This is a genomic window from Streptomyces sp. NPDC044003, from assembly GCF_056435185.1.
On sequence record NZ_JBWKFA010000001.1, the window covers coordinates 174,106 to 195,877 of the forward strand.

Here is a 21,772-nt window from a genome sequence, read left to right on the forward strand (position 1 = left end):
GTTCTGGGCACTGTTCATCGTCCGGCCGCCCCACCCGGCCCCCCACCGGCCCCATCAGACGGCAGAAGTCTTGCTGTCACGCCCGGAGGATTCATGACCCCGCCCCCCGCCTCTCACGATCCGTACGGCGCCTCAGTCGACGAGTACGGACACGAGGGCGACCAGCCGCTGGTGCGTCCTTATGCGATGACCGGCGGCCGGACCCGGCCGCGCTACCAGCTCGCCATCGAGGCGCTGGTCAGCACCACGGCCGACCCGGCACACCTCGCCACGCTCCTGCCGGAGCACCAGCGGATCTGCCACCTCTGCCGCGAGGTCAAGTCGGTGGCCGAGGTGTCGGCCCTCCTGTCGATGCCGCTCGGTGTCGCCCGGATCCTCGTGGCCGACCTGGCGGAGGCCGGCATGGTGGCGATCCACCAGCCGGGCAACGGAGAGACCGGCGGCACGCCGGACGTGACACTGCTCGAAAGGGTGCTCAGTGGACTTCGCAAGCTCTAGCGGCGGCGCGGCCAGATCGACCACCAGCGCGAAGATCGTGGTGGCGGGCGGCTTCGGCGTGGGCAAGACCACGTTCGTCGGCGCCGTCTCGGAGATCAACCCGCTGCGTACCGAAGCCGTCATGACCTCCGCTTCCGCGGGCATCGACGACCTCACCCACACCGGCGGCAAGACGACGACGACCGTCGCCATGGACTTCGGCCGCATCACCCTGGACCAGGACCTGATCCTGTACCTCTTCGGTACGCCCGGACAGGACCGCTTCTGGTTCATGTGGGACGACCTGGTCCGCGGCGCCATCGGCGCCGTCGTGCTGGTCGACACCCGCCGCCTCGCCGACTGCTTCCCCGCCGTCGACTACTTCGAGAACAGCGGGCTGCCGTTCGTCATCGCCCTGAACGGCTTCGACGGCGCCCAGCCGTACCAGCCGGAAGAGGTCCGCGAGGCCCTCCAGATCGGCCCCGACACCCCCATCATCACCACCGACGCCCGCCACCGCGCCGACGCCAAGAGCGCGCTCATCACTCTCGTGGAGCACGCGCTGATGGCCCGCCTCAAGTAGAGGGACGGGGCAGGGCAGTTGTCATATGCCGCTGCCAGGGGCGGTCTGTGTCCTTCGACACGGCCGCCCGCGCGTTCATAACATTTCGACAGAGAATTGGGGCGCCTCGGACACCCGACGCATCCGATCGGTGTCACTGCGCTCACCTGAGCCCCGCCATTTGGCGGGGCTCGTTCTTTATGCCCGTTTTATGTGAGGCCTGGACCACTGGAAGGGGCCGCTTCCCACTGTTTGGAACGGACCCCCTTCACGTGCTGCAATTCATGAACTCCCGAGTAGTACGGCCCTGAACGAAACACCGGCACAACGTAGGTGCCGACGCCGAGAGGTTGTTGGTCGAGTGAGGCGAAGCAAGGAAAGCTCCGCGGAGCAGGAGACGCGGGGCAACTTCACGCCGCCGTCGCGGACGGCGATGTCGCCCGCGGACGTGCCCGTGACGCCGCCCCCTGTCGAGGCGCCCAAGGGAAGCTCCAGCAAGCTGTCGCCCCGCAACTGGCGGGTGCCCACCCGCCTGAACGCGATCCTCTGCATACCCGTGCTCGTCGGCCTCGTCATGGGCAGTTTCCAGGTCAAGGCGGCGATCGACACCTGGCAGGAGGCGCAGGACGCCGAGAAGACGGCGCTCATCGTGCGCGCCGCCTCGGAGTACAGCACCGCCCTCCTCAACGAGCGCGACCTGACCGCCGGCCCCCTGCTCGCCGCGAAGAACCCCGAGGACCGCAAGGCCGACGAGGTCACGCAGGCGTACGCCGCGACCGACGCCGCCAAGGCGAAGTTCGACGAGGCCGTCAAGAACATGCCGTCGGGCCAGGGCCTGGAGCGCCGTCTGCGGCTGTTCCAGGACGAGGAGCCGAAGCTGGCGGCGCTGCGCAAGACCGCGTACACCGCCTCGCTCGACCCGGTGAACACCCAGCTCGGGTACACGAGCGTCCAGCACTACCTCACCGAGTTCTCCAACGAGCTCGGCCTGGGCACCGGCAACGTCACCAGCTACGGCCGCAGCGTCTACGCGATCCAGCTCTCGAAGGGTGCGGAGTCCCTCCAGCGCTCCATCGGCACGCAGCTCCTGGTCCGGCCCAGCCAGAAGGCGAACGTCTTCGCCCAGCAGTCCGTGGCGTTCAACTCGTACAACTACCTGGAGCAGATCGCCCTCGGCGAGTTCGCCTCCGGTGGTCTGCCCGAGGACGTCGAGCTGCTGAAGAAGGTCATGGCCGGCAAGGCCGCCGAGGGCGAGAAGCGGATGTCCGCGGCCGGCGTCGAGCTGCCCAAGGGCAAGGACGGCTCCGTCTACTCCGGCGTCGCCTCGCAGATCGGCACCGCCAAGGGTCCCGAGGGCATCGCGGCCCTGAAGGGCAAGGGCATCACCCCCGAGACCTGGATGGCCGTCGCCACCGCCAAGTTCGACGGCTACAGCGAGGTCGAGAAGGCCCTCGTGGACAAGGCCGTGGCCGAGGCCGCCAGGGTCTCCGACGAGGCCAAGACGGACGCCTGGGTCAACGGCGGCATCGTCGTCGTCGCCCTGCTCGCCGCCTTCATCCTCGCCGGGATGATGGCCCGCCAGATGAGCCGCTCGATGCGCGAGCTGCGGACCGCCGCCTTCGGCATCGCCGAGCAGCGCCTGCCGATGCTGGTCGACCAGCTCTCCCGTACGGAGCCGGGCCGGGTCGACACCCGCGTCCAGCCCATCCCGATCGACTCGCAGGACGAGATCGGCGAGGTCGCCCGCGCCTTCGACCAGGTCCACCGCGAGGCCGTCCGGCTCGCCGCCGAGCAGGCCATGCTCCGCGGCAACGTCAACGCGATCTTCACCAACCTCTCGCGCCGCAACCAGTCGCTGATCGAGGGCCAGCTGACCCTCATCACCGACCTGGAGAACAACGAGGCCGACCCGGACCAGCTGGAGAACCTCTTCCGCCTGGACCACCTGGCCACCCGTATGCGCCGCAACGGCGAGAACCTCCTCGTCCTCGCCGGCGAGGAGCCCGGCCGCCGCTGGGACCAGCCGGTCCCGCTGGTCGACGTCATGCGCGCCGCCTCCTCCGAGGTGGAGCAGTACGAGCGCATCGAGCTGGCCGGCGTGCCGGAGGCCGAGATCCACGGCCAGGCCGTGACCGACCTCGTGCACCTGCTCGCCGAGCTCCTGGAGAACGCCACCACGTTCTCCTCCCCGCAGACCAAGGTCCGCGTCACCGCGACCCGTCTCCCCGACGGCCGCGTCATGGTCGAGATCCACGACAAGGGCATCGGCCTCACCGCCGAGGACTTCGCGGACATCAACCACAAGCTGGCGAACCCGCCGACCGTCGACGCCGCCGTCTCGCAGCGCATGGGCCTCTTCGTGGTCGGCCGGCTCGCCGACCGGCACGGCATCCGGGTCCAGCTCCGCCCCTCGGGCGAGCAGGCCGGAACGACCTCGCTGGTCATGCTGCCGGACGCGATCACGCACGGTGGTGGCGGCGAGCAGCCGCTCCAGGACGACTTCACCGTCTCGCAGATCATTCCGCAGCAGCAGCTGCAGAACGCCTTCGAGGCCCCCGCCGCGCAGCCGATGCTCACGGCGGCCGATCTCGGCTTCGACGACTCGCGCTACGAGCAGCCGGCCGAGGACGAGCGCCAGCTCGACCCGGTCAACCGCTCGCTGCAGCGCGAGGAGCGGCGTGCCGCCCTTGAGGCGCAGGCGCAGGGCGACAGCCGTCCGCTCTTCCGCGACGAGGCGGAGCCGGCCGAGCAGTACGGCCAGGCCCAGGGGTACGACCAGGGTCAGGAGTACGGGCAGCAGCAGGCCCAGGAGTACCCGGCGGAGCAGTACCCGGCGCAGGAGTACGCGCAGCCCCAGCAGGCGCAGGAGTACGGCCAGGAGTACGCGGCCGGCTACCCGCAGCAGGACGGCTACGACTACTCCCAGCAGGGCTACGAGACCTACCCGCAGCAGGGCTATGCGGAAGCCTCGTACGAGACGCCGGGAACCGAACACCAGCAGTACGGCAATGCGTTCGATACCCAGCCCCACCAGGCAGAGTGGCCGGATCAGAACGCTTACCAGGGCGGCTACGGACAGGATTTCGGAGCGGAATCGGAATCTGCTCCGAGCGCTCCCGAACAGGCCCCCGACCGCGTAGGCTTCGACCGTCCGGGTCCGACCTCGAGTCCCGCCCCGGACGCCGGACACGCGCTGACCGACGCAGGTCTGCCGCGCCGCGGCAGCGTCGCCCCGCAGACGCAGCAGGTGCCGCAGCAGGCGCCGCAGCAGCCGAAGCCCGCGCAGCCGGTACAGCAGCAGGACGAAGCCGACGGCTCCGACGAATGGCGCTCGACCAACGACGAGCGCTGGCAGCGGGCCGGAAAGCTCAAGGACCCCAAGGCGGGCGGGGTCACCTCGTCCGGTCTCCCCCGGCGGGTCCCGAAGGCCAACCTGGTCGAGGGCACGGCTGAGCAGACCCCGCAGGGCGGCCCCCAGGTCTCCCGCGCACCCGAGGACGTACGGGGCAGGTTGAGCAACCTGCGCCGGGGCGTCCAGCAGGGACGCAACGCGGGAACGGACACGAACGGATCGGGCCTCGGCCCGGGCAGTACCTACAACCAGGAGCGTTAGTGTGAGCATGAGCCAGGCGGCGCAGAATCTGAACTGGTTGATCACCAACTTCGTGGACAACACCCCCGGGGTGTCGCACACGGTGGTGGTCTCCGCCGACGGACTCCTGCTGGCGATGTCCGAGGGTTTCCCCCGTGACCGCGCCGACCAGCTGGCGGCCGTCGCCTCCGGACTGACCTCGCTGACCGCGGGCGCGTCCCGGATCTTCGAGGGCGGTGCGGTCAACCAGACCGTGGTGGAGATGGAGCGCGGCTTCCTCTTCATCATGTCGATCTCGGACGGTTCCTCGCTGGCCGTCCTCGCCCACCCGGAGGCCGACATCGGTCTCGTGGGCTACGAGATGGCCCTGCTCGTGGATCGCGCGGGCACGGTTCTGACCCCCGACCTCCGGGCGGAACTTCAGGGAAGTCTTCTCAACTAACAGACAGACAGTGCGTTTCGTGCCACCGCACCGTAGGGTGCGGTGGCGCGGTTTCCAAGGGACATGGGACCGCGAGGCAGTCGGAGGAGGAGACCAGACGTGGGTACACCACCGGGCGCGAGCCCTTACAACGGCTATGACGCGCACCAGGCGCCGATGGGCGACACCACGCAGAACCGCTTCAACTTTCCCTCCGCCCCGAGCAGACAGGGCGTGTCGCAGCCCTACGCGCAGCCTCAGGTCCCGACGACGGCCGCGGGTTCACCGGCCGCCTCGCGCGGCCCGTCCGCCGCGGGCGGTTCCGGCGGCCACAACCCGCTGGTGCGTCCCTACGCGATGACCGGCGGCCGGACCCGGCCGCGCTACCAGCTCGCCATCGAGGCGCTGGTCAGTACGACGGCCGATCCCTCCCGGCTGCAGGGGCAGTTGCCCGAGCACCAGCGGATCTGCCGGCTCTGCTTCGAGATCAAGTCGGTCGCGGAGATCTCGGCACTTCTCTCCATTCCCCTCGGCGTCGCCCGAATCCTCGTCGCCGACCTGGCCGAGGCCGGACTTGTCGCCATCCACCAGCCCGGCGGCGACGAGGCCGCCGGCGGTCAGCCAGACGTGACACTGCTCGAAAGGGTGCTCAGTGGACTTCGCAAGCTCTAGCGGCGGCGCGGCCCGTTCAACCACCAGCGCGAAGATCGTGGTGGCGGGCGGCTTCGGCGTGGGCAAGACCACGTTCGTCGGCGCCGTCTCGGAGATCAACCCGCTGCGTACCGAAGCCGTCATGACCTCCGCTTCCGCGGGCATCGACGACCTCACCCACACCGGCGACAAGACGACGACGACCGTCGCCATGGACTTCGGCCGCATCACCCTGGACCAGGACCTGATCCTGTACCTCTTCGGTACGCCCGGACAGGACCGCTTCTGGTTCATGTGGGACGACCTGGTCCGCGGCGCCATCGGCGCCGTCGTGCTGGTCGACACCCGCCGCCTCGCCGACTGCTTCCCCGCCGTCGACTACTTCGAGAACAGCGGGCTGCCGTTCGTCATCGCCCTCAACGGCTTCGACGGCAACCAGCCCTACCAGCCCGAGGAAGTCCGCGAGGCCCTCCAGATCGGCCCCGACACCCCCATCATCACCACCGACGCCCGCCACCGCGCCGACGCCAAGAGCGCGCTCATCACTCTCGTGGAGCACGCGCTGATGGCCCGCCTGCGGTAAGTCCCCGACGGACGCACGGTAAGAGGCCCCGCACCGGAAACGGTGCGGGGCCTTCGTGTCGTGGGCCTCCGGAGCGGACGCGCCCGCAAGGGCGCCGTTCCGTTGTGCCCACCCTCCCCCAAGCTCTCGGCTTCGCTCGAGCAGGGGGCGCCCCCATCGCCCGTGCGGAACGATTGCCCACAACGTGCCGAAGGGCCCCGCACCGGTCTCGGTGCGGGGCCCTTCCGTACAGCGGGGCGTCAGCGCCAGCTGTGCGGCGCGCGGAAGCCGTGCTCGCGCTCCAGGCGGCGCCAGCCGGCCGTCGTGCGGCCGTGCGGGGCGGTCTCGGCGGGCTGGGAGGCCGCGCGGGCGAGCAGCACGGCCGTGATGGCGGCGAGCTCCTCGGGGTCGGCGGTGCCCTTCTCGACGCGGAGAAGGTTGGCAGGCGTGGTCACGTGGATGACTCCTCTTACTGAGGCGGGTTGCCGTGCTTGCGGGACGGCAGGTCGGCGTGCTTGGTGCGGAGCATCGCGAGGGACCTGATGAGCACCTGGCGGGTGTCGGCGGGGTCGATGACGTCGTCGACCAGGCCGCGCTCCGCCGCGTAGTACGGGTGCATCAGCTCGGCCTTGTACTCCTTGACCATGCGGGCCCGCATGGCCTCGGGGTCCTCGGCCTCCGCGATCTGCTTGCGGAAGATGACGTTGGCGGCGCCTTCGGCGCCCATGACCGCGATTTCGTTGGTGGGCCAGGCGTACGTCAGGTCGGCGCCGATGGACTGGGAGTCCATCACGATGTACGCGCCGCCGTAGGCCTTGCGCAGGATCAGGGAGATCCGGGGCACGGTCGCGTTGCAGTACGCGTACAGCAGCTTCGCGCCGTGCCTGATGATTCCACCGTGCTCCTGGTCGACGCCCGGCAGGAAGCCGGGTACGTCCAGAAGGGTGATGATCGGGATGTTGAAGGCGTCGCACATCTGCACGAAGCGCGCGGCCTTCTCGGAGGCCTCGATGTCGAGGACGCCGGCCAGCGACTGGGGCTGGTTGGCGACGATGCCGACGACCTGGCCGTCGAGCCGGGCCAGGGCGCAGATGATGTTGCGGGCCCAGCGCTCGTGGATCTCCAGGTAGTCGCCGTCGTCGACGAGCTCCTCGATGACCTTGTGCATGTCGTACGGGCGGTTGCCGTCGGCGGGCACGAGGTCGAGGAGGACGTCGGAGCGGCGGTCGGCCGGGTCCTCGGAGGCGACGGTCGGCGGGTTCTCGCGGTTGTTCTGCGGGAGCATCGACAGGAGGTAGCGGACCTCGGCGATGCAGGTCTCCTCGTCGTCGTACGCGAAGTGCGCGACGCCCGAGGTCTCGGCGTGGACGTCGGCGCCGCCGAGGCCGTTCTGGGTGATCTCCTCGCCGGTGACCGCCTTGACGACGTCCGGGCCGGTGATGAACATCTGCGAGGTCTCGCGGACCATGAAGACGAAGTCCGTGAGGGCCGGGCTGTAGGCCGCGCCGCCGGCGCACGGGCCGAGCATCACCGAGATCTGCGGGATGACACCCGAGGCCTTGGTGTTGCGCTGGAAGATGCCGCCGTAACCGGCGAGGGCGGAGACGCCCTCCTGGATGCGGGCGCCGGCGCCGTCGTTCAGGGAGACCAGCGGCGCACCGGCCGCGATGGCCATGTCCATGATCTTGTGGATCTTGGTGGCGTGGGCCTCGCCGAGGGCGCCGCCGAAGATCCGGAAGTCGTGCGCGTAGACGAAGACCGTGCGGCCCTCGACCGTGCCCCAGCCGGTGATGACACCGTCGGTGTACGGCTTCTTGGCCTCCAGGCCGAAGCCCTGCGCGCGGTGCCGGCGCAGCTGCTCGACCTCGTTGAAGGAACCAGGGTCGAGCAGCAGCTCGATGCGCTCACGCGCCGTCAGCTTGCCCTTCGCGTGCTGGGCCTCGGTGGCGCGCTCACTCGGGCCACGGAGCGCCTGCTCGCGCAGGACGTGCAGCTCGGCCACTCGGCCACGGGCGTCAGCGGGCTCGCTCGGGATCTGGTCCACAACGGTCATGTTCCGACCCTACGAAGTCACGCAAGAAAACCCCGCCGTCGACTCCGTACAGTCTCGCGTGTCGAATCCTGGTGGGGCTGGACAGAACCCTGGTCCGTCCAGCCCGAGTCAACAGCCAGACACCCCCTGTGTTTGTGGGGTTCCGACATAGACCTAGAGGAGAACCTCGCAACCTTGGGTCGTTCCCCCGGTACCCGGGGTGATCCGCAGCCGCAGCGCGGGCCCGGTGGCGAGGACCTCCACCGAGGGGTCGTGGCGGACGACGGCGCGGACCGGACGGTTCCACACCAGCTCCAGCGGCTGCCCCGTGCGGAGCGGCTCGGAGACCCTCAGGTCGAGGACGGAGCGGCGGCGCCGGACGAGGACGCTCGCGGGCGCGGTGACGGTGAGGGGTCCCACCGTACCGGCCTGCCAGAAGTTGGCCGCGGTCAGTCCGAGGGACGGGACGGCGACCGCCTGCCGCTCGGCGGTGTTGTCGAGAACCTGCAGCCAGTCCGGGTCGGCGGCCCGGGCGGCGAGCGTTCTTGCGGAGGCGCCCGGCATCAGGAGGTACGCGTAGGAGGCGGCGACCGGGTCGGTGCCGTGGTCCAGCCAGAGGGTCTGGTAGCGGCGGGTCCTGCGCTCGGTGGAGCTGGTGGTGTTGATGTCGCTCCAGGCGCCGGTGCGGTCCTCGCGCAGGCTCCGCAGGTTCGCCGTCCCCTCGGGGAAGACCCAGCCGCCGTGGCCCTCCAGGTGGGCCCAGCCGTCGCCGGTGGTGAAGGCCTGGGTGCCTCCCTCCCCGAGGAGGCGGTTGTCCACCACCGTCTCGACGGGCACGCCGTCGGTCGCGGTGATCCCGGCCCCCAGGCAGACGACCGCGTCCGCCGCGCAGAACCAGGACTTGCGGGCCTCCAGGGTGGAGCCGAGGCCCTTGAGGTGCTGGCCGACGGCCGCGTACTCGCCGTCGGTGGCCCCGCCGACCCAGCGGACGGCCGGCCGGGCCGCGCCCCAGTCGCCGCCCGCCCGGTCGGCGAGGCGCTTGGTCGAGACGGTGGTGCCGGGGAGGCGGTACGGGTCGACGGTGGGCCAGAACCAGTCGGTGTACTGGTCGCCGAGGTCCGGGGTCCACCAGGAGAGCATCCCGGCGCCGGTGTGCCAGCCGCGCGGGTTCTCGCCGTTGCCGCACTCGTAGTACGTGATCCGGTTCGAGGCCATGGAGATGTTCGCGGCCCAGCCGGGGCGGCGGTGGACGGCCCGGTCCATGGCGGCGAAGAGCCGGTGCCCGGTCGGTTCGGGGGCGGCGGGGACGGGGGACGCGGCCACGGCGTGCAGCCGGGCGAGGTCGGCGACGCCGAACTGGCGGGCGGCCAGGATCGGGGAGACGGTGTCGCGTGCGATCCACCCCTTCACGCGCGCGTGCCACCGGTCCCGCTCGGCGGCGGACGCCCCGCCCGCGAGGAGGGCGATGGCCGCGATGACGCCCTGGCCGTGGAAGTGGTCGGAGCGCATGATCCGCCGGTCGTCGTTCTTGAGGTAGCCACGGCTGATGGCGCGTCCGTTGACGCTGTCCATCATCAGGCCGTCGTAGATGAAGGGCGCGTAGGCCTTCTCGACGCTGTCGAGGACGATCTGCCGGTTCGGGTCGGTGACGGCCCAGGTGGAGCCGGCGAGGAGGGTGAAGAGCCGGCCGAGGCCGTCGAGCATGACCTGCCCGTAGGTGCCGGAGTAGGCGACCCAGGTGTGCTGGACGAAGGAGCCGTCGGCGTAGAGGCCGTCGCCCTGGGTCACGTACGGGAAGACGGGCGAGAGGGCGTCGCGGGCGAGCGCGATCTTGGCGGGGTTCGCGCCGAGGACCCCGCGCAGGGCGACCGAGCGGCAGAGGTCGACGCGGTTGGCACCGGTGGAGGTGCCGGAGTAGGTCGCGAGGACGGAGTCGGGTACGAAGTGGTCGACGGCGGCGCAGGCGGCGGCGATGCGCTCGGCGCCGAGGCGGGGGTGGAGCGCGGCGACGATGTCCATGAGGAGCCGGGGCGCCCCGATCTGCCACTCCCACCAGTTGCCGTAGCGCGGGGCGCCCGCCCTGTAGACCGTGGCGGAGAGGTGGTCGAGGCCGCGGAGCACGTCGGCGAGCAGGCCCTCGTCGCCGGTGAGGCCGGTGCCGGGCTGCAGGTACGCCTGGGTCATGGTCCACAGGCGGCTGTAGCTCTGGGAGATGCCGGCCGGCGGGTCGAAGGGGGCGTCGGGCCAGAGCGAGGTGGGGGTGGGGGCCATGCTCGCGCGGAAGGTACGCGCGAGCGTGCCCGTCTCGGCGAGCTTGCCGGCGTAGGGCTCGGCCCCGGCGTCGAAGCCGGAGCCGAGCTGGAGGTCGAGCCAGCGGAGCCGCAACGCCTCGAACTCGTCGGCCGAGGCGGCCGCGTGGGCGGAGGGGGACAGCGTGAGGGCGGCCGCTGCGGCGGCCGTCGTGCTCAGGAAGGTGCGGCGGGACCAGAGGGGCAGGGACACGGGAGCCTCCCGGGGGAAGTGGTGGAGACCGGTCGGCGCCCGGTGTAACACCCTGTTTCCGACGCAATCAATGAGCACGGCAGCAAGCGCTTACTGGCCGTCAGCCTCCGCAGTGGAAGCGGGCGCTGCCCCAGTCCGCGTGGTCGTTGCCGTTCCCGTCGCCGCCGTCGCCGACCACCAGGTCGACGTAGGAGGCGCCGGTGACGTCGGCGGTGAGCTGCCAGGCCGGGTCCGCGGCCCTGAGGACCGGGGACTTCACCTTCTCCGCGCCGTCCGCGAGGACGCTGAACTGGACGCTGCCCCGGGTGGTCTGGACGTCGTCCACGCCGACCTCGGCGGTGAGCGAGGTGCACCGGCCGCCGAGGTAGTAGCGGACCTTGGCCGGGGCGTGGGTGCCGAGACCCTTGGCGTAGGCCACACCGCCGATCCCCAGCGGGGAGCCGTCGCCGGTGCCGGTCTCGCCGTTGGAGAGGTCCCGCTCGACGGGTCCCCAGCCGTTGGTGGCCGAGGTCCAGTCGAGGTCGCTGGCCCAGCTGTCGGCGGTGGGCGGCGGGGGCAGGGTGCGGACGGTGGTGGCGGCGGTCAGCTTCCGCTGCCCTCCCCCGATCCCGTACGCGACGGAGGCGCCCAGCGCGTACGGCTGGTAGGCCGCGTCCACCGGCGGCGTCACCTGCCAGGTCGCGGTGGCCTCGGCGCCCGGGGCGACCGTGCCGAGGGCGACGGGCGCGGCGGGCTCGGCGGTCCAGCCCTCGGGGAGGGCGAGGACGGCCTGGGCGCCGGTGACGTCGGCGGCCTCGTCGTTGGCGAAGGTGGCCGTGACCTGGTTCGGGTGGCCGGGTTCCAGGGTGTCGGGCGCGGTGACGGTGAGCGTGCCGCAGGCGGCGCGCTCGGCGGCGGGTCCGAGGTCGGTGACGGTGAAGCCGTCCAGGACGAAGTCGGCGCCCTCCGGGGCGTCCTCGCGCTTGCGCAGGCCGGTCCAGGTGTCGCCGCAGCCGGCGGTGACGGTCTCGGCGAAGTGCCCGGTGCCCCTCCCCCAGCTACCGCTGGGAGGTGCCCCCAGCTGCCCGAGGGGGGTGCGGCGGGTCTCGACGGCCGGTCCGTTGCCGTTCGTACGGTCGTAGCCGGTGACCCACTCGTACGCGCCCGCGTGGCTGGACTGGTAGTCGTACTCCACGCGGTAGCTGTGGCCGTCCTTCATCGGGACGGTCCAGGGCGCGGTCCGGTAGACGAGTCCGCTGTTCTCGTCGTGCGACTTGAGGCTCTCGGCGCCGCCGATCACGTCGTCGATCAGCTTTCCGTTCCAGCCGGCCTGGGTGTACGGGGCGTGCAGTTGGGCGATGTGGGTGCGCGGGTCGGTGATGCCGCCCGCGTCGCCCTTGAGGAAGGGGCCCCAGCCCTGGTCGACGGCCTCGAAGTCCTCGTACGCGACCGTGCCCGCCTTCGTCGCCGGGTCATCGGCGACGATCCTCACGTCGTCGATCCGGACGGTCGCCGGGCTGCCGCTCGCGGCCTCGATCCGCAGGGGGACGGAGCCGTCGGCGGGTGCGGTGAAGGTGACCTTGGCGCGCTGGAGGCGGGTGCCGTTCCAGTCGGAGGCGGCGACCTGGTTCTCCAGGGAGGACCGCTCGACGGTGACGGAGGCGCCGCCGGCGGAGAGGGTGGTGGGGCGGGTCTTTCCGGGTTCGACCTCGATGAGGGCGGAGGCGGTGTACCGCTTGCCGGGGGTGAGGCCGGTGATCTGCTGACGGACCGAGGCGGTGGCGGTGCCGCCGATCTTCGCGCTGTTGCGGCCCTGGTCGTCGGTGTCACGGGCGACGGTGCCGGCCTTGGTCCAGGCGCCGAGCTTCGCGTCGTTGAAGCCGGGGTCCTTCACCGGGGTGCCCTGGCCCCACTGGGGGGCGGCCTGCGCGGGCGCGCTGTCGGGGTAGAGGACGTAGGGCTGTCCGGCGACGGCGTCGAGGGTGATGCGCCCGCCGGAGGGGCGCACGGTGGCGGTCTTCACGCGCCCGTTGTCGGTGAGCTTGTACACGGTGTACGCGCGCGTGGAGCCGGGGACGGCCCAACTGGTCTTCCCGCCGGACTTGTTGAAGTGGTAGAGCTTCTTGCCGCCGTCCCAGGGGAGCAGGTAGCTCTCGCCGTCGAGGACCTTGCGGCCGTTCTCGTAGAAGGTGCGGCGGCCGTTCTCGACGGTGCCGCGGACGCCTCCGGTGAAGGTGATGTCGTCGCCGTTCCAGCGGGTGATCTTCTGCTGCTGCAGGTACTTGGCGGGCAGGTTCCGCTGCCAGATGTTGGCGGAGAAGGCGTTCCAGTCGGTCTCGCCGGTCCAGCCCTCGAAGTCGACGAGGGCGGTCTGGCCGAGGACCGGGTGGTTGTTCCAGACGTCCTTCTCACCGTTGCGGATGAAGCGGATGATCTTCGAGTTGAGGCCCTTGTTGGTGGCGCCGCCGTAGTCGAGGTCGTTGGCCCAGTGGGACCAGAGGGAGGCCCGCTCGAACTTCTCGGACCACTCGGTGGCGACGTTCCAGCCCTGCGCCTGGACGGCCTGCATCGTCTTGTCGGCGATCCAGCCGTGCGTGTAGTAGACGTCGATGTAGAGCATCGACAGGTTGGGGTCGGTCTCGTCGCGGAGCTGCTTGAAGCGGCGGGCGAGGTCGCCGCTGTTCACGTCCCGGCGCTGGTCGATGTAGTAGCTCTGGTTGAGCCAGTTCCAGCCGGGCTTGGTCTTGTCGACGAGGGTCTCGCTGAAGTTCTTCGCCTCGGGGTACGACTCGGTGGCGTTCACGTGGACGCCGAAGCCGGCGCCCCACTTCTTGCCCTCCCTGAGGAGGGTGTTGAGGTCGGCGAGGCCGCCGGCCCGCTTGTTGTAGTTGCCGCCGTAGTCGGGGTGGGCGGAGTCGTGGCCCTCGGAGCCGTACCCCTTGAGCAGCGCGAACTGGCCGAGTCCGTCGGTGGAGAGCGAGATCCGCTTGACGTCGTCGAGGGTGCGCAGGAAGGGGTGGGTGGCCTGGGAGGCGAAGTTGAACGGGATGTGGGCGACGACCCGGTTCGGGGTCTGGTCGCTGCCGGGGGCCTTGATCCCGATCGTACGGAAGGCGACGGCGCCGTCCTGCCAGTCGACGGCTCCGTCGGCGTTGGCGTCGGGGGTGACGACGACCTTCGCCCAGGGCAGGTTGTCGCCGCTCTCGGGCTGCGGGGCGCCGGCGCCGCGGTAGGTCCACTGGCCGGACCAGACGCCGACGCGGGTCTCGGTGCCGCTCCTGCGGGCCTGGTGCCAGAAGCGGGCGCCGTCGCGGGCGGAGGCGCCGGAGGGCTTGTCGTAGCTGGAGTTGGACTCGACGGCGGCGGCGAGCTGCCCGCTGTTGACGATCGCGTAGCTCGCGCCGACCGGGTTCGCCTCGGCGGCGGTCGCGTCGGTGACCTGGGCGAAGACGTCGGCGGTACGGGTGGAGTCGGGGTCGAGCCGGGTGAACGCGGTCGCGGCGCCGGCGTCCGAGGAGCCGACGGAGACCAGGTCGTGGCCGGGGACGTCGATGGTGCCGACGCGGAGGGTCTCGGTGTCGCGGACGGCGGTCACCTCGAAGGTGGTGGTCCGGCCGTCGACGCTCAGCCGGGCGTCGATCTCGACCCCGGGCAGGTCGGGGAAGGCGAGGGTGTACGCGGCGGAGGTCGCGGTCAGGACGGGGGCGCCCTTGGCCTGGACGGCGTGGGCGGTGCCGTTGAGCACGACCTGCGTGACCGGGGCCGTACTCCCGAGGAGGCGGGCGCCGCTCGCGCGGTCGGTGTACGAGAGGACGCGGGGGAAGTCCTCGGCGACGGCGACGGAGAGCTGGTCGGAGCCGATGACGGCGTCGGCGGCCGTGACGGTGCCGGCCGTGGCGCCTTCGGCGAGGGCGGGCCCGGACAGGGCGAACACCGTGGCCGAGGCGGCCGCGAGCGCGCAGGCCGCACGGAGTCTGGGTGAGAGGGGGAGGGACATGCGGACCAGTCAGCCGCGCCGCGGCGGCAGCGTCAACGAGATCGCGCCGCGCGGGCCTCTCCAGTCCAAGAACCCCCTTCGGTTAGTCCAAGTGACTGCCGAAGGGGGTGCATGGGGGGCTGGTACGAGGATCAGCAGCCGCCGCAGTTGTAGAAGGTCACGTCCCAGTGGCTGCCCTCGTCGGCGTAGACGTTGCCCGCGCCGGACTTCCACTGCGGGGCCCCGTCGCCGCGCAGCCCGATGTAGCTGAAGGTGTTCTTGATGTAGTTCCCGACGCAGGTGTACTTGCTGAGGTCCAGCTTGTAGCCGTTCCAGTGCGAGTACGTGCCGCTCGCGTGCCCGACCTCGGTACCGCCGGTGATGTTGAGGGCGCAGCCGCTGGCGCTCTTGAGGGTCTGGGCGCCCTGGGCGGTGGCGAGGTTGAGCTGCTCGAAGGACGTGCAGGTGGAGTTGTAGCGGTCCGAGCAGTTGCCGGACGAGGACCAGGTGATCCCGGACGAGCGGAACATCGAGGTCGCGGTGGCGTGGCTGATCTTGGTGACGGCGTGGGCGTCGGTGGCGGTGGAGAGGGCGCCGAATCCGGGGGCGAAGAGCGCGCCCAGGACGAGGCCGAGTGCGGTGAGGACGGAGCGGAGCTTCACGGGGTTGCCTCCTGCTGGTGACCGTGACGGGTGGGGACGGCTGTGCAGGTGGTGCTCGTCGCGCAGGGAGATGGTGCCGTAGTTCTACGCGCGTCCGCCAGAGGGCGTCGGTGCACGGGGAATCTCGCCCGGGTGAACTTCTTCCACAGATGTTGAATGTTGAACGGAATAGGGTTACAGTCGTTCTCGTTGAAGGTTCAACAAACACCGACAAGGAGCACGTCATGGGTCTCTTCGGCCGCAAGAACACCGAGTCCGCCGTCGCCACCGCCACCCTCCCCGTGGACCCCGCCCTCGCCGCCCTGACCGGCGACTACACCATCGACCCGGCCCACAGCAGCATCGGCTTCACCGTCCGTCACGCGATGGTCACCAACGTCCGCGGCACCTTCGCCGAGCACGAGGGCTCGCTGAAGCTCGACGGCTCGAACCCGGGCGCCTCCACCGCCTCGATCGACGTCAAGATCGCCTCCGTCGACACCGGCATCGGTGACCGTGACGGCCACCTGCGCAGCGGCGACTTCTTCGACGCCGAGCAGTTCCCGCTGATGAGCTTCCGCTCCACGAGCGCCGAGCAGCTGGGCGGCGACAAGTACCGCGTCACCGGCGACCTGACCATCAAGGACGTCACGAAGCCGCTCGCCATCGACCTGGAGTTCAACGGCACCGCGACGGACGTCTACGGCAACGAGCGCGTCGGCTTCGAGGGCTCCGCCGAGATCCTGCGCTCCGCGTGGGGCCTGACCTGGAACGCGGCCCTGGAAACCGGTGGCGTCATGGTCAGCGACAAGGTCAAGCTGAACTTCGACATCTCCGCGATCAAGAACGCCGCCTGACCCCTTCCGGGAACCTCCGGACACACGAGCGCGCCCGTCCTCCGCAGCAGCTTCAGCGGAAGACGGGCGCTCGGCGTTTCCCGGGGTACGGCGCGTCAGCCGCGCTTCTCGGCGGCGGTACGGAAGGCGAGGGCGGTCTTCGCGGCCTCGGCGAGGTCGCCGTCTCCCCCGATCAGCACACTGCCGAAGGTCTCGGCATCGGTCCACGCGCACAGCGCCGGCCGCGTCTCGGACGCCGCGAGGGTCCCGCAGCTCAGCTCCCCGCCCCAGGGGCCGGCGTCGAATGCGGTGACGTCCTCCGCCTCGGCTCCGGCGAAGAAGTTCCGCAGCTCCTGGTCGAGCGTGTCCTTCTGCTTCTGCGCGACGAGCGAGGGGTCCCATTCGACGGCGTCGATGCCGAGCATCAGGTCCGGGGCGCCGTTGCCGTCACGGTCGTAGTACCACTGCTTGCCCCTGGGCTTCTTCTTCCCCTGCAACGGGTCCTCCCCCGTGAGGATGCGGTACTCGCCGACCCGGGCGGGCCCCTCGATGACCCGGGCCCGGACGGTCTCCCCCGGCTTCGCCGTGGCCAGGGCCGCCTCGGTGGAACCGGCGCCCGACTCCGCCGCCGGAGGCCGGCCCTCGTACGAGAGCGCCTTCGTGACCCCGAGGGCGACGATCGCCGCGACGGCGCCGAAGGCGATCAGCCGCCGGCGCCGGGCGCGCGCCCAGGAACCGTCGGCGCCGCCGTCCGTGACATGCGCGTCGGCCACCGCGGCCTCGGCGAGCGGCAGGGGCGCGGCGGGGCCACTCCGGCCCGGGGTCTCGTGGCGCCAGGAGCGGGTGAGGCGCCAGACCAGGGCTGCGACCAGGAGGGTGACCAGGAGGGTCCCGATGGCCTGGCCCTGGGCGAACGCCTCCGAGGAGGGGTCGACGGCAAGGGTGATCATGACGAGGATCGTAGGGGCGCGGCGGACCCGCGCCGGTTACGATCTCGCATCACCCGGCAGCACAATTGCGCAGGTCAGACGGCCTTTGCGACCGGCCTCCACGACGGCCGGGACCAGCCGGTCGCTCTCCGGCGCGCCCGGACCCGCCGGGAAGCCGAAGCGGCGGCGGGTGCAGCTGTACGCGAGACCGGTCGACGGATCGGCGAAGGCATGGGCGCGGACGGTCCGGGAGTCGGCGTACCCGCCGATGTCGAACGGCGGATCGGCGTGGTCGAACGCGATCGCCCGGAAGCTGTCCGGGGCGATCGGCCCTGGTCAACGCCACTGTCAGTGGCGGCGACTAGCGTCGTCGGCATGGAACTCCGCATCGACAGCACCGTGTTGACGGACGCCGTGGCCTGGGCCGCGCGCGTCCTGCCGGTCCGCTCCCCCCTGCCCGTCCTCGGCGGTCTGCTCCTGGAGGCGGCGGACGGCGGACTGCGCGTCTCCGGACTCGACCACGAGGCCTCGGCCCGCGTCGAGGTCGAGGCCGACACCGCCGTCGAGGGCCGGGCGCTCGTCCTCGGCCGACGCCTGCTCGACATCTGCAAGGTGCTGCCCAAGGGCCACACCGAGCTCGCCGTGGAGGGCGCCCGCCTCTCGGTGACCTCGGGCGACGCCCGCTTCGGCCTCTCCCTGCTGCCGCTCGACGACTACCCGGCGGCGCCCGCGCTGCCCGAGGTGCGGGGGCTCGTGGACGGGGACGCCTTCGCCGCGGCGGTCGGCCAGGTCGCCGTCGCCGCGGGCCGTGACGACTCGCTGCCCGTCCTGACCGGGATACGGCTCGCCCTGGACGGCGCGACGATGACGCTGGCCGCCACCGACCGCTATCGGTACGCGGTCCGCACCCTGGAGTGGCAGCCGGAGGCCGGCGCCGCCGCGGAGGCCGCCGACGTGGTCGTCCCGGCCCGCCGCCTCACCGAGATCGCCCGCTCTCTCGCCGGCACGGGTCCCGCCCGCCTCGCCCTCGACTCCGGCTCCCTCGGCTTCGAGAGCGCCGGTACCCGCACCACCACCCGGCTGCTCGACGGCCGGCTCCCCCGCCACGACAAGCTCTTCGCCCTCGGCGAGCACGCCCTCGCCGTCACCGAGCGGGCGCCGCTGACCGAGGCCGTCAAGCGGGTCGCGGTCGTCGCGGAGGGCGACAGCCCGGTCCAGCTGGCCTTCTCCCCCACCGGCCTCCATCTCCAGGCGGGCTACGAGGACGACGTGGCCTCCCAGCGCCTCCCCGCCGGCCTCACCGGCTCGGAGTCCCTGACGGTCGCCTTCAACCCGGGATACCTCCTCGACGCCCTGGGCTCCCTGGACGCCCCCGAGGTCCACTTCCACCTCCTGGGCCCGGGCCAGCGCGCCCTTCTCACCGACGGCCCGGCCGCCACCCACCGCCATCTGCTGATGTCGGTGAAGCCGCTGGTCTGACCCGCCTGGAGAGGCGGCTAGAACCCGCCGCCGCCGTCGAAGCCGCCGCCCCCGCCGAAGTCCCCGCCGCCCCCGAAGTCGCCGCCGCCGAAGTCGCCGGAGCTGAAGTCCGCGCCGGAGAAGTCGCCGCCCTGGAAGTCCCCGCCGCCGTATTCGGAGGCGTACGCCGGGGTGGAGAGCATAGAGCCGAGCATGGTGCCCACGAGGAGACCGGGGAGCATGCCGCCGCCGAAGTAGCCGCCGGCCCAGGGGCCGTAGGCGGGGCCCGCCTCCCAGTAGGGGCGGCGGCCGGTGTCGGTGTCGACGGTGCGGGCCACGGGGTCGAGGCCGTCGTCGAGGCGGGCCGCGTCGGCGGCGCAGACCGGGACCTCGCGGGCGGAACCGGCGGGCGGGGTCCAGGTGCGGTCCTCGGTGGAGGGGCCGTGCCGCGGGTCGAAGAAGCAGGGCGGCCGGCGCTCGGGGAGCGGGCGGGACTCGCGGCGGGCGGCCAGGACGGCGAGGGAGAAGCGGCCGTCCTCCAGGGCCTGGGTGACGCCGCGGACCTCGTGCGGCCGGGTGACCGCGCCCATGAGGGACTTGGCCCGGTCGTAGGAGTCGAGGGCGCGCTCGTAGTCGCCGCGCATGGCGTCGTCGGCGCCGCGCTCGGCGGGGTGGAAGTCGAGGCGTTCGAGTTCCTCACCGAAGGCGGTGATGTCCTCGTCGACGACGACCCGGAGCCGGTCGAGCGCGGCGCGCTCCTCGGCCTCCTTGCGGAGCCGGTTGCGGCGGACGACGGCGTAGGCGCCCGCGCCGCCCGCGACGACGACCGCGCCGAGGGTGACGAGTCCGGCGACGGGGACCCCGGAGTCGTTCGTGCCGACGGAGCCCCAGGACGCGGGGGCGGAGCCGCGCATCACGGGCAGGGCCTGGTCGACGAAGTTGTTGAGCTCGGTGGCCGCGTCGGCGCCGGGCTGGCGTACGGCGGTGACGAGGTTGTCCACCGCAGCCCGGGACAGCACCGAGCGGTCGGCGCCCGCGTCGAAGCCGTTGCCGAGGCGGACGGCGTAGAGGCCGGTGATTCCGGTCTGGGTGCGCAGGTTCTGCAGCAGATTCTCCGGCGGGAACTGCGCGTTCGCCGGGAGCACGGCCACGAAGAGCGGCTTGTCCGCGTCCTTGATCTTCTGCGCGAGGGCGTTCGCGTCGGCCGTGGAGAGCTGGCCGGCGGCGCCCGGGTCGACGTAGACCGGGCCCTGTTTCAGGGCGGCGGCCGCGTCGGGTATGCCGGTGGCCCTGGCGCTCGCGAGGGGCGCCAGGACCAGCAGCAGGAGCAGGAGCAGCCCGCCGAGGGCCGACCCCGTGGATATCGCCCTGGTCCTCATGGTTCGACGCTACCCGAATCGGGACGAACCAGACATGGCGGATTATTCGGCCGGGTCGATCCCGGCGCGCAGCAGGCCGTACGTGAAGGCGTCCTCCAGGGCCTGCCAGGACGCGGCGATGACGTTCTCGCCGACGCCGACCGTGGACCACTCGCCGTTGCCGTCACTCGTGGTGATCAGGACCCGGGTCGTGGACTCGGTGCCGTGGCGGCCCTCCAGGATGCGGACCTTGTAGTCGACCAGCTCGAACTTGGCGAGCTGCGGGTAGATCCGCTCCAGGCCGACCCGGATCGCCTTGTCGAGGGCGTTGACCGGGCCGTTGCCCTCGGCGGTGGCGACGATCCGCTCGCCCTTGGCCCAGAGCTTGACCGTGGCCTCGTTGGCGTGGATGCCGTCGGGGCGGTCCTCGACGATCGCCCGCCAGGACTCCGTACGGAAGTAGCGGCGGGCCCGGCCCTCGGCCTCCTCGCGGAGCAGCAGCTCGAAGGAGGCGTCGGCGGCCTCGTACGTGTAGCCCTTGAGCTCGCGCTCCTTGACCCGCTCCACGACCCGGGCGACGAGCTCGCGGTCGCCGCCCAGGTCGACGCCGAGCTCCTTGCCCTTGAGCTCGATGGAGGCGCGGCCCGCCATGTCGGAGACGAGCATCCGCATGGTGTTGCCGACCAGCTCGGGGTCGATGTGCTGGTAGAGGTCGGGGTCCACCTTGATCGCGGAGGCGTGCAGTCCGGCCTTGTGGGCGAAGGCGGAGACGCCGACGTACGGCTGGTGGGTGGAGGGGGTGAGGTTGACGACCTCGGCGATGGCGTGCGAGATCCGGGTCATCTCGGCGAGCGCGCCCTCGGGGAGGACCTTCTTGCCGTACTTGAGCTCCAGGGCCGCGACGACGGGGAAGAGGTTGGCGTTGCCGACCCGCTCGCCGTAGCCGTTGGCGGTGCACTGGACGTGGGTGGCGCCCGCGTCGACGGCGGCGAGGGTGTTGGCGACGGCGCAGCCGGTGTCGTCCTGGGCGTGGATGCCGAGCCGGGCGCCGGTGTCGGCGATGACGGTGGCGACGACGGCCTGGATCTGGGCGGGCAGCATGCCGCCGTTGGTGTCGCAGAGGATGACGACGTCGGCGCCGGCCTCGTGCGCGGCGCGGACCACGGCCTTGGCGTAGTCCGGGTTCGCCTTGTAGCCGTCGAAGAAGTGCTCGCAGTCGACGAAGACCCGGCGGCCCTGGGAGACCAGGTGGGAGACGGTGTCGCGGACCATCTCCAGGTTCTCGTCGAGCGTGGTGCGCAGGGCCAGCTCGACGTGCCGGTCGTGCGACTTGGCGACCAGGGTGATCACCGGGGCGCCGGAGTCGAGGAGGGCCTTGACCTGCGGGTCCTCGGCGGCGTTGCCGCCGGCCCTGCGGGTGGCGCCGAAGGCGACGAGCTGCGCGTTCTTGAACGCGATCTCCTGCCGGGCGCGGGCGAAGAACTCCGTGTCGCGCGGGTTGGCGCCGGGCCAGCCGCCCTCGATGAAGCCGACGCCGAACTCGTCGAGGTGCCGGGCGATGGTCAGCTTGTCCGCGACGGTGAGGTTGATGCCTTCACGCTGCGCCCCGTCGCGCAGCGTCGTGTCGAAGACATGGAAGCTGTCGTCGAGGCGCGAGCCCTCGGCGTTCTCCGTGGTCATGGCTGTGATGGCTCCTGTCGGATGTGGCTCCGGAAGGTATGGATCCACTTGCCCCCATTCTCACGCGTCGTCCGCTTCCGGCATGGGTGGGGCCGGAAAACGAAAAAACCCCTCGC

16 protein-coding genes are annotated in these 21,772 nt (G+C 71.4%); 8 read left to right on the forward strand and 8 right to left on the reverse strand.

All coding sequences use genetic code 11. The features are described 5' to 3' along the window. Positions 1-93 precede the first annotated feature (93 nt). The 6 genes from AC07AW_RS00820 to AC07AW_RS00845 all read left to right on the forward strand — a co-directional run bounded on the left by AC07AW_RS00820 (position 94) and on the right by AC07AW_RS00845 (position 6,286). Complete coding sequence (locus AC07AW_RS00820; RefSeq protein WP_017235980.1) at positions 94-498, forward strand: DUF742 domain-containing protein; 405 nt, start codon at positions 94-96, stop codon at positions 496-498. Continuing rightward, the gene (locus AC07AW_RS00825) at positions 479-1,060 is read left to right on the forward strand and encodes a GTP-binding protein (protein WP_017235981.1); all 582 of its coding nucleotides are present in this window, start codon (positions 479-481) and stop codon (positions 1,058-1,060) included. The genes AC07AW_RS00820 and AC07AW_RS00825 overlap by 20 nt, the downstream gene beginning before the upstream one ends. Positions 1,061-1,400: 340 nt before the next feature. Next, positions 1,401-4,652, forward strand: a complete 3,252-nt coding sequence (locus AC07AW_RS00830) for a sensor histidine kinase (RefSeq protein ID WP_478813393.1) — start codon at positions 1,401-1,403, stop codon at positions 4,650-4,652. A gap of 7 nt (positions 4,653-4,659) precedes the next feature. Next, on the forward strand, positions 4,660-5,073 hold the full coding sequence (locus AC07AW_RS00835; RefSeq protein WP_026057603.1) for a roadblock/LC7 domain-containing protein: 414 nt from the start codon (positions 4,660-4,662) through the stop codon (positions 5,071-5,073). A gap of 99 nt (positions 5,074-5,172) precedes the next feature. Next, positions 5,173-5,724, forward strand: coding sequence for a DUF742 domain-containing protein (locus AC07AW_RS00840; RefSeq protein WP_478813394.1), 552 nt, complete (start codon positions 5,173-5,175; stop codon positions 5,722-5,724). Beyond that, complete coding sequence (locus tag AC07AW_RS00845) at positions 5,705-6,286, forward strand: GTP-binding protein (protein ID WP_015036414.1); 582 nt, start codon at positions 5,705-5,707, stop codon at positions 6,284-6,286. The genes AC07AW_RS00840 and AC07AW_RS00845 overlap by 20 nt, the downstream gene beginning before the upstream one ends. Positions 6,287-6,525: 239 nt before the next feature. On the opposite strand, the gene AC07AW_RS00850 is transcribed toward AC07AW_RS00845, so the two are convergent. The 5 genes from AC07AW_RS00850 to AC07AW_RS00870 form a co-directional block, all read right to left on the reverse strand. Continuing rightward, on the reverse strand, positions 6,526-6,720 hold the full coding sequence (locus AC07AW_RS00850) for an acyl-CoA carboxylase subunit epsilon (protein ID WP_392156835.1): 195 nt from the start codon (positions 6,718-6,720) through the stop codon (positions 6,526-6,528). A gap of 14 nt (positions 6,721-6,734) precedes the next feature. Then, the gene (locus AC07AW_RS00855) at positions 6,735-8,318 is read right to left on the reverse strand and encodes an acyl-CoA carboxylase subunit beta (protein WP_478813395.1); all 1,584 of its coding nucleotides are present in this window, start codon (positions 8,316-8,318) and stop codon (positions 6,735-6,737) included. 153 nt (positions 8,319-8,471) lie between these two features. Next, entirely contained in the window at positions 8,472-10,793 is a 2,322-nt protein-coding gene (locus AC07AW_RS00860; protein ID WP_478814359.1) for a polysaccharide lyase 8 family protein, read from the reverse strand. Positions 10,794-10,899: 106 nt separating this feature from the next. Next, complete coding sequence (locus AC07AW_RS00865; RefSeq protein ID WP_478813396.1) at positions 10,900-14,775, reverse strand: endo-alpha-N-acetylgalactosaminidase family protein; 3,876 nt, start codon at positions 14,773-14,775, stop codon at positions 10,900-10,902. Between the two features lie 131 nt (positions 14,776-14,906). Beyond that, positions 14,907-15,416: a hypothetical protein gene (locus AC07AW_RS00870; RefSeq protein ID WP_478813397.1), complete on the reverse strand. Its 510-nt coding sequence runs from the start codon at positions 15,414-15,416 to the stop codon at positions 14,907-14,909. Between the two features lie 224 nt (positions 15,417-15,640). Between AC07AW_RS00870 and AC07AW_RS00875 the strand changes: the two genes are divergently transcribed. After that, entirely contained in the window at positions 15,641-16,252 is a 612-nt protein-coding gene (locus AC07AW_RS00875) for a YceI family protein (protein ID WP_478813398.1), read from the forward strand. Positions 16,253-16,347: 95 nt separating this feature from the next. Here AC07AW_RS00875 and AC07AW_RS00880 read toward each other — a convergent pair whose 3' ends face one another. Beyond that, positions 16,348-17,181, reverse strand: a complete 834-nt coding sequence (locus tag AC07AW_RS00880; RefSeq protein ID WP_478813399.1) for a hypothetical protein — start codon at positions 17,179-17,181, stop codon at positions 16,348-16,350. A 354-nt stretch (positions 17,182-17,535) separates the two neighbouring features. Between AC07AW_RS00880 and dnaN the strand changes: the two genes are divergently transcribed. Next, positions 17,536-18,639: a DNA polymerase III subunit beta gene (dnaN, locus tag AC07AW_RS00885; RefSeq protein ID WP_478813400.1), complete on the forward strand. Its 1,104-nt coding sequence runs from the start codon at positions 17,536-17,538 to the stop codon at positions 18,637-18,639. Positions 18,640-18,656: 17 nt separating this feature from the next. Here dnaN and AC07AW_RS00890 read toward each other — a convergent pair whose 3' ends face one another. Together AC07AW_RS00890 and cimA are read right to left on the reverse strand one after the other, a co-directional pair. Next, complete coding sequence (locus AC07AW_RS00890) at positions 18,657-19,997, reverse strand: hypothetical protein (protein WP_478813401.1); 1,341 nt, start codon at positions 19,995-19,997, stop codon at positions 18,657-18,659. 42 nt (positions 19,998-20,039) lie between these two features. Further along, positions 20,040-21,656 carry a citramalate synthase gene (gene cimA, locus AC07AW_RS00895; protein WP_478813402.1) on the reverse strand — a complete coding sequence of 539 codons (1,617 nt, stop codon included), beginning with the start codon at positions 21,654-21,656 and terminating at the stop codon, positions 20,040-20,042. Positions 21,657-21,772 lie beyond the last annotated feature (116 nt).